This is a genomic window from Nocardioides daedukensis (assembly GCF_013408415.1).
In the GTDB taxonomy this organism is placed as follows: domain Bacteria; phylum Actinomycetota; class Actinomycetes; order Propionibacteriales; family Nocardioidaceae; genus Nocardioides; species Nocardioides daedukensis.
In genome coordinates, this window is sequence record NZ_JACCAA010000001.1 from 1,613,050 (window position 1) to 1,627,189 (window position 14,140).

The following is a 14,140-nucleotide window of genomic DNA, read 5'->3' on the forward strand; positions in this document are numbered from 1 at the left end:
TCATCTCCTGCGGTTGAGGTACTTTTTGACCTTGCTGTAGGTCTCGCTTACGTGTCTAGCCTTGGGAGTCTTTGGGTAGCGAGAGCCCATTACTCGACGTACTGCTTGTTCCAGGGTCTCACCTGGGCGTACTCGCTCGCCCTTGGCGAAACTGGGCACATCCGAAGATGCTTCTTTGCCCGACTTGCGAGTGGTCTTCTTCTTTTTCTTCCCCTTCGCCTTGTTATAGAGTCGCGTAACCTCTCTCTTGACCCAAGCTTTTCCTTTCCAAGCCTGTAGTCCGATGTAGACCAAGGCAGTGACACCAACGATGCGGATAACGGTAGTGGCTGACACTCCAACAACGAGACCAGCCACAGCCGCCGCGCCCATTAGACCCGTGAGGTCGGTGGTGTTGATGGGGTCGGTGGGGTAGGTGTATGCGTTGTCGTTCCCGCCACGGATGGGGTCCGTCGACAGGAAGCGTCCGGTGGCTGGGTTGTAGAGGCGGGCGCCCATGAGGGTGAGTCCGCCGGTGATGCCGTTGTTTTCGCGGGCGTGGGTGCCGAGCCAGCCGTACCTGCCGATGCCGGTGACTGCCGGGTCACGGGGTTGGCCGTATTCGGTGTGTCCAGCCCCGAGAAGTTGGTCCACATGATGTGAGAGAACTCGGTCTGGATCTGGTCGGGGTTCATGGTCGCGACTGGTCCACACTCGGTGGTGGTAGGCACTCTCATTCACCCCTCTCACAAGGCGCCGTCGACAACGACGGCTGGGTCGCAATATACGCGGCGTAGCCGATCGGTGTGCGCATCTGAAGGCCTGAGTGAGGCCGCTCGTGGTTGTAGTGCTCGACCCATTGCCCGATCACGACCCGCGCCTCGGCCAGGGAGTGGAAGACCTCGCGATTCAAGAGCTCATCGCGCATCGAGCCGTTGAAGCGTTCGATGAACCCGTTCTGCTGCGGGCTCGCCTTCGCGACCTGGACCGGCGCGACGCCCTGGTCGTCCTTGAGCCAGTTCAGCAAGCTGGCGGCGATGAACTCGCGGCCGTTGTCCGAGCGGATCATCTGCGGCCGGCCGTGATCCTCAAAGATCCGTTCCAGAACGTGGCGGACCTCGGTCGCACCAATCGAGTACCCGACATGAGCACCCACGCAGATGCGGGTGAACTCATCGATCACGTTCAACACCCGCAGCCCGGCCCCCTTTGCGGTGCGCAGGCTCATGAAGTCGTAGGACCACACATGGCCCTGGCTGGTTGCCGGGAGCATCCACAACGAATGGGCGTCAGTGCCCAGTGCCTTCTGCCCTGACGCCTTGGACCGCGGCGGCGGGACCCGAAGCCCCTCTCGGCGCCACAACCGCTCCACGCGTTTGACGTTGACCTCCCAGCCGTCCGCGACGAGCAGTGCGTGGACCCGGCGATACCCGAACCGCGGGTACCGATCAGCGATCTTGTTCATCGCCGCAACCAACCGCTGCTCGAAGTCGGACGGGACCGGGACGTACCGGTTGGACGAGCGATGCTGACCAGTGACTTTGCAGGCGCGACGCTCGGAGACCTTGAACTTACGGACCAAGTGCGTGGTGGCAGCCCGGCGCCGAGCCGGGCTCACCAGTTTCCCTTTTGCAGGTCCTTCAACATCGAGATGTCCAAGGCCTGCTCGGCCACAATCCGCTTCAGACGGGCGTTCTCGGCCTCGAGCGCCTTCAACCGGTGCGCCTCGTCCTCCTTCAACGCCCCGTACTTGGACCGCCACCGATAGAACGTCTGCTCACTGACCTGTAACCGCTTGACCACCTGCGGGATCGTCGACCCCTGCGCCTGAAGCTTCTCCGCCTCGCGCAACTTCGCCACGATCTGCTCAGTAGTGAACCGCTTCGCTGCCGCCATCAAACACCTCCACAAGGACTCTCATAGTTCCGAGCCCTCACACACAAGATGGACCGAAAAACGGGGGGCAGGACAGTAGCCATATCACCCAGGTGTCCGAAGACTCCCGAAGGCACACGAGGTACCCCGTGAAGCCACTGTTGGTGCGTCAGCGCTGCACCCATTTCGCGGAGTAAGCGCGGAGTGGTCATGGTGTCTCCCTTATTCGGGATGACTGACACCGGCCCTGACCTGCGGGTTTGGTGGAGCTGAGGGGATTCGAACCCCTGACCTTCTCATTGCGAACGAGACGCGCTACCAACTGCGCCACAGCCCCATTGCGTCGACTTACTCACGCGAAGAGAAAAGATAGCACCCTCCCGGCGACGGTTCCGAATCCGGGCGGGACCGCAACAACTGCAGGTTCACGGCGCAAGAACTGCCAGTTCGCACAACAACAACTGCAGGCTCGCGCAGCAACAACTGCAGGCTCGTCAGCCGTTGGCGATCTTGCGCTCGTCGACCTCGTCGTGTCGGGCGGCGGCGGCCGCCGAAGCCGCGGCGTCGGCCTCGCGTGCGATGGTGGCGGACTCCTCGGTGCGCCCGGAGGTCCAGACCTTGTCGTCGCCCAGGTTGATGGTGCGCACCGAGCGGCGTACGGCGGCCGGCTTGGTGACATAGGTCGGCAGGGTGACCGGGACCGGGTCCCAGAGCTCGGCGTCGACGACCGCGAAGGTGGCGGTCTCGGCGTCGTCTGCAACCTCGTCGAAGCCCTGTTCGTTGCGGGCCACGTCGTAGGACTCGGGAACGTCCTCGTCGACACTCTCGGCCACCACCGGAGCGGCGAGCAGCATGCTGTCGGCGGCGATCTCCTGCTTCACCATCAGACGGCAGGCGATCAGCCAGACCACCATCAGGCCACCAGGAGCGCTCATCCAGGCCCAGCCGATGACACCCGCGGCGGCGACCGCGGCGACGACGACGTTGAGCAGGGTGATCACGCCCAGGACACGACGACGGCGCGCGGTCGCGACGCGCGCGGCCTCACGACGTACGGCGAGCTGCTGACGGGTGGACGCGGTTCGGGCGGCGGAGCCCTTGACCGTCACCGAGGCAGGGGTGTGTCCGCGACCGGGCTGCATCACCAGTCGCGATGCGCTGGTGCCGACCGGCTCTCGCCGTGCCAGCACCCGCATCGTGTTGGAGAACCGGTCCACGGACCGACTCCTGGCCACTTCGTCGTGATGCCGAAGCGCCTTGGGGATCAGGTAAACGGCCCACGCGACGGCGAGGGCGACGAAGATGATTCCGGACAGGTCCACGCCTCAGAGGTTATGAGCGATAGCGCAGGTTGAGGCGGATGTCCACAGGTGTGTCGCAAAACAACTGGTGTGACTCATGTGATTTGGCGGTTCCGGTCCGCCTCGACAGCAGTTTCAGGACTCCGAGGGCTCCAACCGGGCCACCAGCCCGCCGGGACACTCCTCGCGAGTGATCGCGAACTGCCGGTGATCGCGCCAGGCACCGTCGATGTGCAGGTAGCGCGGGGCATAGCCGACCTCGCGGATCCCGAGCTTCTCCACCACCCGCAGGGAGTTGGTGTTCTCCGGGCGGACCGAGATCTCCATCCGGTGCAGCCCGGCCACCCCGAAGCAGTAGTCGATGACCAGTGCCACCGACAGCGGGATCACCCCGCGCCCAGCGAAGCGTCTGTCGAGCCAATAACCCAAGGAGGCGAACTGCGCCGAGCCGCGCACGATGTTGCTCACCGTCACCTGCCCGGCGAACTCACCGTCGACGAGCACCACGAACGGCATCGCCTGGTCCTCACGAGCCAACTTCGAGAGCCGCTTGACCATCCCCCGGAAGGTCGCCGGCCGTCCCGCCGCATCCGGCGGCATCGTCGCGTCCCACGGCTTGAGCCACTCGGCATTGCGGGTCCGCGCGTCACGCCAGTCGCGGGAGTCGGAATATTCGATCGCCCGCAGGGTCACCGACCCGTGCTGCAACGTCACCGGCCAGTGGCTCAATGGTCACCGCCGGTGATCTGCTCCAGGGCGTGGCGCACGATCGGCTCGAGCACCGCCAACCCGTCCTTGACTCCCCCGCGCGAGCCGGGCAGGTTCACCACGAGTGCGCGCCCCGCGACCCCGGCCAGGCCCCGCGACAGCGCGGCAGTCGCGATGCCGTTGGCGACGCCGTACGCCCGGATCGCCTCGGCGATGCCCGGCACCTCGCGGTCCAGCAGCGGTCGCACCGCCTCGGGGGTGCGGTCGGTCGGCGTCAGGCCGGTTCCGCCGGTGGTCAGCACCAGTCGGGCACCGTCGGCCAGCGCGGCAGCGACGGCGTCGCGCACCGGATCCCCGTCGGGTACGACGGCAACCGGCGTCGGCGCGAAGCCCCACCGCTCCAGCGCCGCGTGGATGAGCGGTCCGGTGTTGTCCTCATAGACCCCGGCCGCGGCCCGGTTGGAGGCAACCACGACCGCCGCGACCAACGGCGAACTCAGATGCTCCATGTGCCGGACTTCCCACCCGACTTCGCGGTGATCCGTACGTCGCTGATCACCGCGGCCTTGTCCACCGCCTTGACCATGTCGATCACGGTGAGGGCGGCAACGGCCACTGCCGTGAGCGCCTCCATCTCGACGCCGGTGCGGTCGGTGGTGCGGACGGTGGCAGAGATGTCCACCGAGTCGTCGGTGACGGTGAGGTCCACCTCGACCCCGGAGATCGACAGCGGGTGGCACAACGGGATCAACGACGGCGTCTGCTTGGCGCCCATGATCCCGGCCAGGCGAGCCACCGCGAGCGCGTCACCCTTGGGCACGCCCTCGCCCCGCAGCAGCGCGATCACCTCGGACGAGACGAGCACCCGTCCGGCGGCGGTCGCCTCACGAGCGGTGACCGGCTTGGCCGAGACGTCGACCATCCGGGCGGCGCCACTCTCGTCGACGTGGGTGAGCCGACCAGTCCCGTGGGAACCCGTGGCGGCCATCGCCTAGAACTCCTCGTCGAGCAGCATGACCTCGACCGACGATCCGGGAGCCAATGAGGTCTGCTCCGGGGGTACGACGATGAGGGCGTTCGAGTCAGCCAGGTCGCCGATCAGGTGCGAGCCGTTGCCACCGACCGGGGTTGCGGTCCGCGAGTCATAGCTGGCCCGGACGAACTGAGTCTTGCCCTCCGGCGAGGACAGCCCGTGGGTGAGCCGCGCCGTGTGGGTCGGGCGCTCCAGCACCCGGCAACCCATCAGCTTGCGGATCGCGGGAAGCACGAAGACCTGGAAGGAGACATAGGAGGAGACCGGGTTGCCCGGCAACGTGAAGATCGGGGTGCGCTCGTCACCGATCAGCCCGAAGCCCTGCGGCTTGCCGGGCTGCATCGCGACGCCGCCGAACCAGACGTGGCCCACCGACTTCAACGACTCCTTGACCACGTCGTAGTCGCCCTCGCTCACCCCACCACTGGTGACCACCAGGTCGGCGCGGACCAGCTGGTCGCGCAGTGCCTCGGTGAAGACCTTGCGCTCGTCGGGCACGGGCCCCACCCGATAGGGGATCCCGCCAACCGCGCGCACGGCGGCGGCGAGCATGTAGGAGTTGGAGTCATAGATCGAGTCGTGCCCCAGCGGCGTTCCCGGGTCGCGCAACTCGGTGCCGGTCGACATGATCACGACGCGGGGCTTGGGGCGGGCCGAGATGGTGGCGCGCCCGACCGCGGCCAGGAGACCGACGTGACGCGGCCCGAGCACCGAGCCGGCGGAGATCAGCACGTCACCCTTCTCGATGTCCTCGCCCGCCCGACGGATGTGCTGGCCGGGCTTGGGCGCCTTGCTGATCTGGACCTGCGCGACACCGCGGTCGGTCCACTCATAGGGCACCACGGCAGTCGCGCCGCTCGGCACCGGTGCACCGGTCATGATCTTCACCGCGGTCCCCGGGGAGAGCGCGAGGATCCGGCTCTGTCCGGCACCCAGTTCCCCGACCACGGGCAGGTGGATCGGGTGGTCCGGCGAGGCGTCGACGACGTCGAGTTGGTTGACGGCATAGCCGTCCATCGCCGAGTTGTCGAAGGCCGGCAGCGGCATCGGCGCCACCACGTCCTCCGCGGTCGGCAGCCCGCAGGCGTCGAGCAGGGTCTGCTCATAGATGCCCAGGGGCCTGATCGTGTCGAGGACACGATCGAGGTGGTCGCGGACGGAGATCAGTTCAGTCACCCAGGACACTTCCAGACGAGACTCGTTTGGCGGAGGACGGCTTCTCGAGCGCGACCGCTCCCTTGACCCGGACCCCGTGCTCGAAGGTCCAGTCCCCCTCGACCGTCAGCGACGACGCATCCCGCAGGGAGGGAGCACCCTCGGGGAACCTCTGGTCGAACTCGCGGACCAGTCGGTAGACCTTCGGGTCGAGCGCGACGTAGGGAAGACCCTCCGCGACCTGCTCCAGCACGAAGTCGGACCCGAGGTCATAGACGTCCGAGCGCAGCACGAGCAGGTCGTCGGTGGTCTTCACCGGGACGAACCTGTCGCGGCCCACCTCGATCGTGCGCGCGCCCTCGAAGACCTCGATCGCCGCGCCCATCGCGGTCTCGACCTGGATCACCTCAGGCGAGGTCGGGTCGGCCGGGTCGACGTGCTTGACGTTGCGGATCAGCGGCAGGCCGACCACGCCGTGGCGCTCGTCGAGGAGGCGCTTCAGCGCCACCAGGTCGACCCACAGGTTGTTGGTGCTCATGTAACGGTGCCGGTCCAGGTCGGCCAGCGCCGCGCGGTCCTCGTCGCGGGTCTGGCCCGACTCGCGCAGGATGATCCGGCCGTCGCTGCGGCGGCGGGCGAAGTGGCCGCCCTTGCGGTCCGAGGCCGTACGCCGTGCCGCTTCGATGGCGAACGGTGCACCGCTCTGCGCGAACCAGCCGGCCACCCGCGGGTCGGCGACTGCTCCGAGGTTGTCGGAGTTGGAGACGAAGATCCGCTCCATGCCGGCCTCGAGCAGCTGGTCCAGCAGGCCGCTGCCGACCAGCGCGGTGTAGATGTCACCGTGACCGGGGGGACACCACTCCAGGGTGGGGTCGGCCGGCCAGCTCACCGGCGAGAGGTCATCGACGAGCAGCTTGGGCACCTTGTTCTGCAGGAACTCCAGCGGCAGGCCCTCGACGGCCAGGTCGGCGTAGCGCTCGAGTGCCTCCATCGTGTCGGCAGAGGTCCGGAAGCTGTTCATGAAGATCAGCGGCAGCGGGGCGCCGTACGCCTTGCGCAGCGCGAGCGTCTGCCGCGCGATGATGTCGAGGAAGGACAGCCCGCGGCGCACGCACAGCAGGGACTTGGCCCGGTCCATCCCCATCGAGGTGCCGAGGCCGCCGTTCAGCTTGATCACCGCGGTGGTGGCGATCGCCGCGGCCGCGGTCTCCTCGTCTACCTGGACATCGGCGAGGGACTCCATCTCCAACGGCTCGATCGCCGACTCCGGGATCAGCCCGGTCTCGCCGGCCTCCAGGAGTCGGAAGTAGTGTGCAAAGACGTCCTGTGCGGAGTCGTCGATGCCCGCCTCGGCCATCTTGCCGAGTGCCCGGTTCAGCGCTGAACTGCCCATGCCCCCGATCGTAGGCTGAAGCGGTGCCGGACACACATTGCCCCTCACTGGACGGTCATGATGGGCCCATGCGCCCCTCCGGACCGATGGCCAAGCGTGACCTGCGCCGACGACTCCTCGCTGCCCGCGCCGGACTCGGCCCCACCGAGCTGGCGCAGGCCGCGGCCGAGATCACCCAGCATCTGCTCGCCGACCAGCAGGTATGTCGTGCCCGCACCGTGGCTGCCTATGTCCCGGTCGGTCGCGAACCCGGCTCCGCTCGACTCCTGGATGCCCTGGTCGCCCGGGGTACGCAGGTGCTGTTGCCGGTGCTGCTGCCCGACGACGACCTGGACTGGGCGCCCTACTCCGGCTCCTTGGTGGAGGCGTCGGGCGGGCTCCTCGAGCCGGACGGTGCCCGGCTGGGACCGCAGGCGATCGCCGAGGCCGACGTGGTGCTGGTGCCCGGGCTGGCCGTCGACGCGCACGGCATCAGGATGGGCCGAGGTGGCGGTTCCTATGACCGCGCGCTGGCGGGGGTGCCGGCCGGCGTGCTCACCATCGTCGTCCTGCACGACGGCGAGGTCCTCGACCAAGTCCCCTGCGAGCCACACGACTGCCCGGTCGGTGCGGTGGTCACCCCCTCAGGGCTGCACCGCTTCTGAACTGTCGGCTCAGGAACCGGGCCGCAGCAGCAGGGTGTCGCGCCCTGACTCCTTGACGGCCTTCCTGGAGAATCGCCACGGCAACATCCGGCCCTCGACGAAGAGGTCGCGTTGGTCGGTGTAGTTGCGGTGGAAGGCGTGGCCCGAGGCTCCGGTGAGGTTGATCCAGCGCGAGTCGTCGAAGTCGGCCATCGAGACGACCATCCGCATCGACGGGGCCGAGGTGACGGTGAACCCCTCGTTCGCGTCCCAGTTCGTGGCGTTCACGATCGAGCCGCCCCCGCCGATCCGCGCGCCGAGTCGGTTGAACAGCGCCTCGACCGGGGCAATCCCGGACTCGCCGAGCGTCTGGTGGCGCAGGTCGAGGCGGTGCAGCCGGCCCCACTCCCAGTCGGCCGGGTTGCGGGCCAGGAGGCGCACGATGTCGTCGCTGGCCTCGATCATCGCGTCGCGCAGGATCTCGTCGCGCCGCTCCACGTGCTGGGTGTCCTTGTTGTCCCACCAGGAGTTGCGTGGGTCATCGAGCAGGTTCGTCATCACCAGCCACCAGCGGCTGCCGCCGTCGGGGTGCAGGGACTCGCGCATCTCGTCGTGGAAGGTGAGCTCGAGGACGTTGCGCCACACGATGTTGAAGTAGGCCGCACCCGCGGAGTCCGCGGACTGATGGTAGTCCCAGTCGGCCAGCTCCTCCTGGCCGTCGCGCCGATAGCCACCGGGCAGCTCGATGTCGAGCAATCGGGGCACCAGCACGCTGGCGAACGAGTTGAAGTCGTCGACCTGGATGTCGGCCATCTCCGAGACCGAGACGTCGCCCTCTCCCTCGAGGAGCTCGCGGATGCGTTGCGAGCGATAGCCGTAGTCCCAGTCGTCGGTCAGGTGAGGCCCGTACGACTCCCCCACCGCGGCCTGGTTGGCCGTGACGATGAAGCCTTCCTCCGGGTCGAAGGCCTTGGGCAACGAGTCGAAGGGGATGTCCTTGCCGCTCCAGTCGTTCTCCGGGAGCCAACCCGCGGCCGGGCGGGTGCCGTCGTTGCCGGACTTGCGGATCGGGATCCGTCCCGGCGCTTGGTAGCCGATGTGTCCCTCGCGGTCGGCATAGACCAGGTTCTGTGCAGGCACCGAGAACGACGCGGCGGCCGCCCTGAACTCGTCCCAGTTGGACGCGCGGTTGAGACCGAGGATGGCGTCCGCGGTCGGTGCGGGATCGAGTGCGGTCCAGCGCAGTGCGACCGCATGGTTGGTCCGATCCTCGCCCGCGATCTGGGCGTTGGCACCGACCGTGCTGAGCTCGCTCGACACGTCTGAGACCAAAGGACCGTGGTCGGTCTCACGGATCGTGAGCTCGAAGTCCTCGCCGTCACGGACCTTGATGGTCTCCTGGCGGATCTGCAGCGGCCGCAGCTCACCGTCGTACTCCCACTGCTTGCCGGTGACCCGCTCGAGGTAGAGGTCGGTGACGTCGGGGCCCAGGTTCGTGAAGCCCCACGCAATGTCGTCGTTGTGGCCGATCACGACGCCGGGGACCCCCGAGAAGCTGAAGCCGGACACGTTGAACGGGCAGTCCGAGGAGATCTTGCGGCAGTGCAGGCCGACCTGGTACCAGATGCCGGGGATGCTGGTGGACAGGTGCGGGTCGTTGGCCAGCAGCGGCTCACCGGTGGCGGAGTGCTCGCCGTCGACGACCCAGCTGTTGGAGCCGATGCCGGGGCCTTGTCCGACGAGCTCGGGGACAGAACCGAGCGCCTTGCGGGTCTCGTCGAGTACGTCGAGCTGGTCGGCGGTATAGCCCGGGCGGGCGGGGTCGCGTGATCCCGGCTCGGTGGCCCGGGGCTCATAGCGCCCGTCGACCAGTGCGCCCTGGGTGACGATCGGCTCGTGCTCGGCATAGGGATAGGACGGATAGAGGTCGGCGACCTCGCTTTCCGTGTGGGAGACCGAGAGCATCGCCCGGGCGATCTCGTCCTCCATGTTGCCGCGCAGGTCCCACGCCATCGCCTTGAGCCAGGCCAGCGAGTCGACCGGGGTCCACTTCTCCGGGGTGTAGTCGAGCCCACCCAGGCCCAGGACCGTGTATTCAAGGGCGATCCGGGAGTTGGAGCGGTTGTCGAGGTACTGGTTGACGCCGTCGGCGTAGGACTGCAACGCAGCGCGGGTCTCGGGCTCGAGCATAGGCAGCTCGCGCTCGGCGACCCGGCGCCACCCCATCGTGCGCACCATCTTGTCGGTCTCGAGCGTGCTCTCGCCGAACAGCTCAGAGAGGCGACCGGCGGTGATGTGACGGCGTACGTCCATCTCGAAGAAGCGGTCCTGGGCGTGCACGAAACCCTGGGCCAGCATCAGGTCCGAGGTGGTGTCGGCATAGATCTGCGGGATGCCGTTGTCGTCACGGATCACCTGGACGTTGCCCTTGAGCCCGGCCAGCTCGATCTCGCCGTCGACCAGAGGGAACGGTCGACGGACCAGGACCGTCCCGGTCAGCAGCGTGGCGATCAGGGTGAGTACCAGGGCGGCCGTGACATAGCTCGCCCAGCGCACGCCCCAGGGCCACGAGCGGAAGGTTTGCCAGCGCTGCTTGAGATCCACGGTCGTCATTGTCCCTGCAGCGACTCGCGATCCGTGCTCAGGTGGTGCTCGGCGCGTCAGAGGAGGACGAGCTGGAGCTGGCGGAGGCTGACGAGGAACTGCTGCTCGAGGAGCTGGAGGAGTCGGAGGAGCTCGACGACTTGGCGGACGAGGAGCTGCCGGAGTCCGAGGCGGGCAGGGTGGAGCTGCTGCCCGAACCGCGAGAGTCGGTGCGATAGAAGCCGGAGCCCTTGAAGACCACACCCACTGCGTTGAACACCTTGCGCAGCCGGCCCTCGCACTCGGGGCACACGGTGAGGGCGTCGTCGCTGAAGCTCTGGAACTGCTCGAAGGCGTGTCCGCATTCGGTGCAGGCGTACTGGTAGGTCGGCACGGCTGGTCTTCCTCTGCTGAATGTCCTACGGATGTTCGGGACGGCGGCTCGGTGGCTGGCACTCAAAGCTGCCGACTGCCAATCATAGGTCACCTGTGGAGAACTCCCGGAACCGTCTTCGCTCCCACCTAGCGTTGCCGCATGCAACTGCCGAACCTGGACGAGTCCCGCCGCGCACTCCGGCGCCTGGTGCTGCGCCGGCGCCGTCTGCTCTCTGCATTGTTGCTGGGCCTGGCTGTCCTGGCGGGCCTCCGCGCCGTGGCTCCCCCACCGGCGTCCACGACAACCGTCGTTGTCGCGGCCCACGACCTGCCTGCCGGCGCCGTGGTCACCGAGGCGGACCTGACCACGGTCGCCCTGCCCGACGCTGCAGTGCCCACCGGCCTCGCCTCCACGACCTATGCCATCGGTCGCTCCACGACCGGTCCGGTACGTCGTGGCGAGCCGATCACCACCGTGCGCCTGGTCGGTGAGTCGTTGCTCAAGGGCTATTCCGGCCTGGTGGCCGTGCCGGTGCGTCTCCCGGATTCCGAGGTCGTCGGCCTGGTGCGCGTCGGTGATCGGATCGACCTGCTGGCGACCGATCCCGGGACGGGCGACACGCGCGAGGTCGGCCATCACCTTCTCGTGATCGCATTACCCCAGAACCGGCCTCCTGCGCAGCAGAATCAGTCACAAGGGCGTCTGATCGTGGTGGGCGCCACGTCCGCGATGTCCCGAGATATCACCTCTGCGGGGGTCACTATGTATCTGACGGCAGTTTTTTCACGCTAGCGTGTGGCGCTGTCCAAGTCTGCAAGGCAGTCGGGCGTCCTCGGGCGCCCACTCAAAAGGAGTAAACATGCAGGGATTCAAGGAATTCGTTCTCAGAGGAAATCTGGTCGAGCTCGCTGTCGCCTTCATCATGGGCACCGCGTTTGCCAAGGTGGTCGAGGCGTTCACCGGCGTACTGATGGGCTTCATCGGCAAAGTCGGCGGCGAGCCGAACTTCGACGGTGTCGAGCTGCTCGACGTCAACGTCGGCGTCTTCCTGACCCAACTGGTCAGCTTCTTGATCATCGCCGCGGTCGTCTACTTCTTCGTGGTGACGCCCTACAACAAGGCCAAGGAGCACTTCTTCGCCGACGAGCCCGAGGCCTCGGCGCCGGAGATCGTCCTGCTCCAGGAGATCCGTGACTCGCTGCAGACCCGCGGCGGCCAGATCTGATCGCAGGTCCGCCAGCTCCACGACTAACGACCCCGTAGCCAAGGCTGCGGGGTCGTTCCGTGTTCAGCCGTGTGCTCAGCCGTGTGTTCAGCCGTGGTGCGGGGGGACCTGGCTGCGGAACCAGTCGTCCGGGGTGCCCTTGCGGTCGCCGCCCTCACGGGCCCGCTCTTCTCGCGAGACCTCGGGCAGCGCCTCACCGAAGACCTCGGCCAGGCGCTTGCGACGCTTCCAGTCCGGCTCCACCGACGTCGGCTCCCCCGGGTTCGACTCTGCCGTGGGCTCCACCGAAGTCGACTCCGCGTCGGCTGCCCCTGCTCCAGTGGGCCCGGGCGCCTGCGCTGCGGCTTCCTCTACCTCGCCGTCGCCGGCGGGCGTGCGTGGATCATTCATCGTGATCAGCCTAGCTCCGGGATACCCAGTGGCTGGAAACCACCGGCAGAACAGCCAATCAGTATCCGGGAGCGCGAAGTGGCGCTCAGCGAACCGGCGCTCAGCGAACTGTGCTCAGCAGAGACCGTTCTCGCGAGCCACCCGCTCGGGGTCGGGGGTGAACTCGTCCTCGGGCTCGGCCTCTTCGGTCGAGTCGCTCGGCGACTCGCTCTCCTCCGGGCTGGCATCCGGGCTCGCGCTCGCGGTCTCGTCGGGCTTGCGCGATCCGGGCTTGTCGCTGGCCGAGAAGGCATCGACGCTCAGGCGACGGCTCAGCGGCTGGTCGGTGCGGATCAGCTCCCAGAGCTCCTCGGCGTCCTCGGTCCAGATCACCCGGTTCGGGTCCGGCTGGTAGGTCTCGAGCGGCACGGTGATGAACTTGATGTTGCCCAACCCGATGTCCTGGAACTGGGCCCCGAGGTCGGCGATCTTCTTCACCGAGTCGAGCTTCTGGTCCAGGGTCAGCGACTGGGTCGCGGCGTTGAGGAACCGGATCAACCGATCGGGGCGGGCCAGCATGCCCTTGCTCATCACCTTGTTGGCCATCGCGGCGATGAACGCCTGCTGGCGCTTCATCCGGCCGAGGTCGCCGTTCTCCCGCTCACCGATGCCGTGACGGACCCGGACATAGTCCAGGGCCTCGTCACCCTTGACGGTGCGGGTGCCAGCCTTGAGGTCGATGTTGCCAGCGGTGTCGTTGACGTCCTCGGGGATGCAGACCTTGACGCCGTCCAGCGCGTCGACCATGCCCTTGAAGCCGTTGAAGTCGACCACGACGAAGTGGTCGACATAGATCCCGGTCAGCTGCTCGACCTGACGGATCGTGCAGGCGGGTCCGCCGAGGTTGAACGCCTCGTTCCACATCCCGAAACCGCCGGCGATCTCGTCCATGTCCTCGTCGTAACAGACCGGACGCTCGACCATCGAGTCTCGCGGGATGCTCACGCCATAGGCGAAGGACCGATCACCCGAGACGTGCATCAGGATCGTCGTGTCCGAGCGTTGTCCGTCGATCTCACCGCCGACGGCGTCGTTCCCCTCGCCGGCGCGGGTGTCGGAACCCATCACCAGGACGTTGAGCGGACGGCCGTCACCCTTGGGAATCTCGATCTCGGGCCGGTCATCGCCGAGCTGCTCGCGCAGGTCGAGGTTGGTGAGGTTCTCGTTCAGGTGCCGGTAGGTGTAGGCGCCGAAAAGGCCCAGGCCGAGAGTGAGGGTGAGGATGCCATAGCCCAGCACCCGCAGGATGTGGTGCCGGCGCCCCGCGTTGCCGCGATGGCGTCCTGTGGAAACGTCGCTCACTCGAAGATCTCAATCGGTCCGGGGAAAAGTTCGGGCCGCGCCGTTCGCGACGCCCGATGAACGGTAATGCACTGCCCCAAATTGTGCGGCCAGATCCGAGATGCTCCAAAACATACCCGACGCGACCCCGCCCGCAACCGATGCACCGCCGGGTCGCC

Annotated in this window: 16 protein-coding genes and 1 tRNA gene; 3 read left to right on the forward strand and 14 right to left on the reverse strand. The window is 67.3% G+C overall.

Features of this window, described 5'->3' with window-relative positions; translation table 11 throughout:
- The 10 genes from BJ980_RS07995 to BJ980_RS08040 all read right to left on the reverse strand — a co-directional run bounded on the left by BJ980_RS07995 (position 1) and on the right by BJ980_RS08040 (position 7,444).
- Positions 1-633 carry an RHS repeat-associated core domain-containing protein gene (locus BJ980_RS07995; RefSeq protein ID WP_218855443.1) on the reverse strand — a complete coding sequence of 211 codons (633 nt, stop codon included), beginning with the start codon at positions 631-633 and terminating at the stop codon, positions 1-3.
- Between the two features lie 79 nt (positions 634-712).
- Positions 713-1,597 (reverse strand): IS3 family transposase, encoded by an 885-nt coding sequence (locus BJ980_RS08000; RefSeq protein ID WP_179501807.1) that lies wholly within the window; start codon positions 1,595-1,597, stop codon positions 713-715.
- Entirely contained in the window at positions 1,594-1,875 is a 282-nt protein-coding gene (locus BJ980_RS08005) for a transposase (RefSeq protein WP_179500766.1), read from the reverse strand. Before BJ980_RS08005 ends, BJ980_RS08000 begins: the two co-directional genes overlap by 4 nt.
- 240 nt (positions 1,876-2,115) lie before the next feature.
- Positions 2,116-2,191 (reverse strand) — tRNA-Ala (locus tag BJ980_RS08010).
- A gap of 157 nt (positions 2,192-2,348) precedes the next feature.
- Positions 2,349-3,176, reverse strand: a complete 828-nt coding sequence (sepX, locus tag BJ980_RS08015) for a divisome protein SepX/GlpR (protein WP_179501808.1) — start codon at positions 3,174-3,176, stop codon at positions 2,349-2,351.
- Between the two features lie 114 nt (positions 3,177-3,290).
- Positions 3,291-3,869: a GNAT family N-acetyltransferase gene (locus BJ980_RS08020; RefSeq protein WP_343047738.1), complete on the reverse strand. Its 579-nt coding sequence runs from the start codon at positions 3,867-3,869 to the stop codon at positions 3,291-3,293.
- An 11-nt stretch (positions 3,870-3,880) separates the two neighbouring features.
- A complete protein-coding gene (locus BJ980_RS08025; protein WP_179501810.1) occupies positions 3,881-4,372 on the reverse strand; it encodes a MogA/MoaB family molybdenum cofactor biosynthesis protein in 492 nt (163 codons plus the stop codon).
- Positions 4,360-4,851 carry a cyclic pyranopterin monophosphate synthase MoaC gene (gene moaC / locus BJ980_RS08030; RefSeq protein ID WP_179501811.1) on the reverse strand — a complete coding sequence of 164 codons (492 nt, stop codon included), beginning with the start codon at positions 4,849-4,851 and terminating at the stop codon, positions 4,360-4,362. Before moaC ends, BJ980_RS08025 begins: the two co-directional genes overlap by 13 nt.
- Positions 4,852-4,854: 3 nt before the next feature.
- Positions 4,855-6,072 carry a molybdotransferase-like divisome protein Glp gene (glp, locus tag BJ980_RS08035; protein ID WP_343047739.1) on the reverse strand — a complete coding sequence of 406 codons (1,218 nt, stop codon included), beginning with the start codon at positions 6,070-6,072 and terminating at the stop codon, positions 4,855-4,857.
- Positions 6,065-7,444: a UTP--glucose-1-phosphate uridylyltransferase gene (locus tag BJ980_RS08040; protein ID WP_179501812.1), complete on the reverse strand. Its 1,380-nt coding sequence runs from the start codon at positions 7,442-7,444 to the stop codon at positions 6,065-6,067. Before BJ980_RS08040 ends, glp begins: the two co-directional genes overlap by 8 nt.
- Before the next feature lie 68 nt (positions 7,445-7,512).
- On the opposite strand from BJ980_RS08040, the gene BJ980_RS08045 reads away from it, so the two are divergent.
- Positions 7,513-8,088, forward strand: coding sequence for a 5-formyltetrahydrofolate cyclo-ligase (locus tag BJ980_RS08045; protein ID WP_179501813.1), 576 nt, complete (start codon positions 7,513-7,515; stop codon positions 8,086-8,088).
- 9 nt (positions 8,089-8,097) lie between these two features.
- On the opposite strand, the gene BJ980_RS08050 is transcribed toward BJ980_RS08045, so the two are convergent.
- Together BJ980_RS08050 and BJ980_RS08055 are read right to left on the reverse strand one after the other, a co-directional pair.
- On the reverse strand, positions 8,098-10,671 hold the full coding sequence (locus BJ980_RS08050) for a penicillin acylase family protein (RefSeq protein WP_343047740.1): 2,574 nt from the start codon (positions 10,669-10,671) through the stop codon (positions 8,098-8,100).
- 37 nt (positions 10,672-10,708) lie between these two features.
- Positions 10,709-11,044, reverse strand: coding sequence for an FmdB family zinc ribbon protein (locus tag BJ980_RS08055; RefSeq protein WP_179501815.1), 336 nt, complete (start codon positions 11,042-11,044; stop codon positions 10,709-10,711).
- A gap of 141 nt (positions 11,045-11,185) precedes the next feature.
- Between BJ980_RS08055 and BJ980_RS08060 the strand changes: the two genes are divergently transcribed.
- Both BJ980_RS08060 and BJ980_RS08065 read left to right on the forward strand, forming a co-directional pair.
- Positions 11,186-11,818: an SAF domain-containing protein gene (locus BJ980_RS08060; RefSeq protein ID WP_179501816.1), complete on the forward strand. Its 633-nt coding sequence runs from the start codon at positions 11,186-11,188 to the stop codon at positions 11,816-11,818.
- Between the two features lie 67 nt (positions 11,819-11,885).
- Positions 11,886-12,251 (forward strand): MscL family protein, encoded by a 366-nt coding sequence (locus tag BJ980_RS08065; RefSeq protein ID WP_179501817.1) that lies wholly within the window; start codon positions 11,886-11,888, stop codon positions 12,249-12,251.
- Positions 12,252-12,338: 87 nt separating this feature from the next.
- On the opposite strand, the gene BJ980_RS08070 is transcribed toward BJ980_RS08065, so the two are convergent.
- Positions 12,339-12,641: a hypothetical protein gene (locus BJ980_RS08070; protein WP_179500397.1), complete on the reverse strand. Its 303-nt coding sequence runs from the start codon at positions 12,639-12,641 to the stop codon at positions 12,339-12,341.
- Between the two features lie 114 nt (positions 12,642-12,755).
- Entirely contained in the window at positions 12,756-13,982 is a 1,227-nt protein-coding gene (locus BJ980_RS08075; protein ID WP_179501818.1) for an LCP family glycopolymer transferase, read from the reverse strand.
- Between the last annotated feature and the right edge of the window lie 158 nt (positions 13,983-14,140).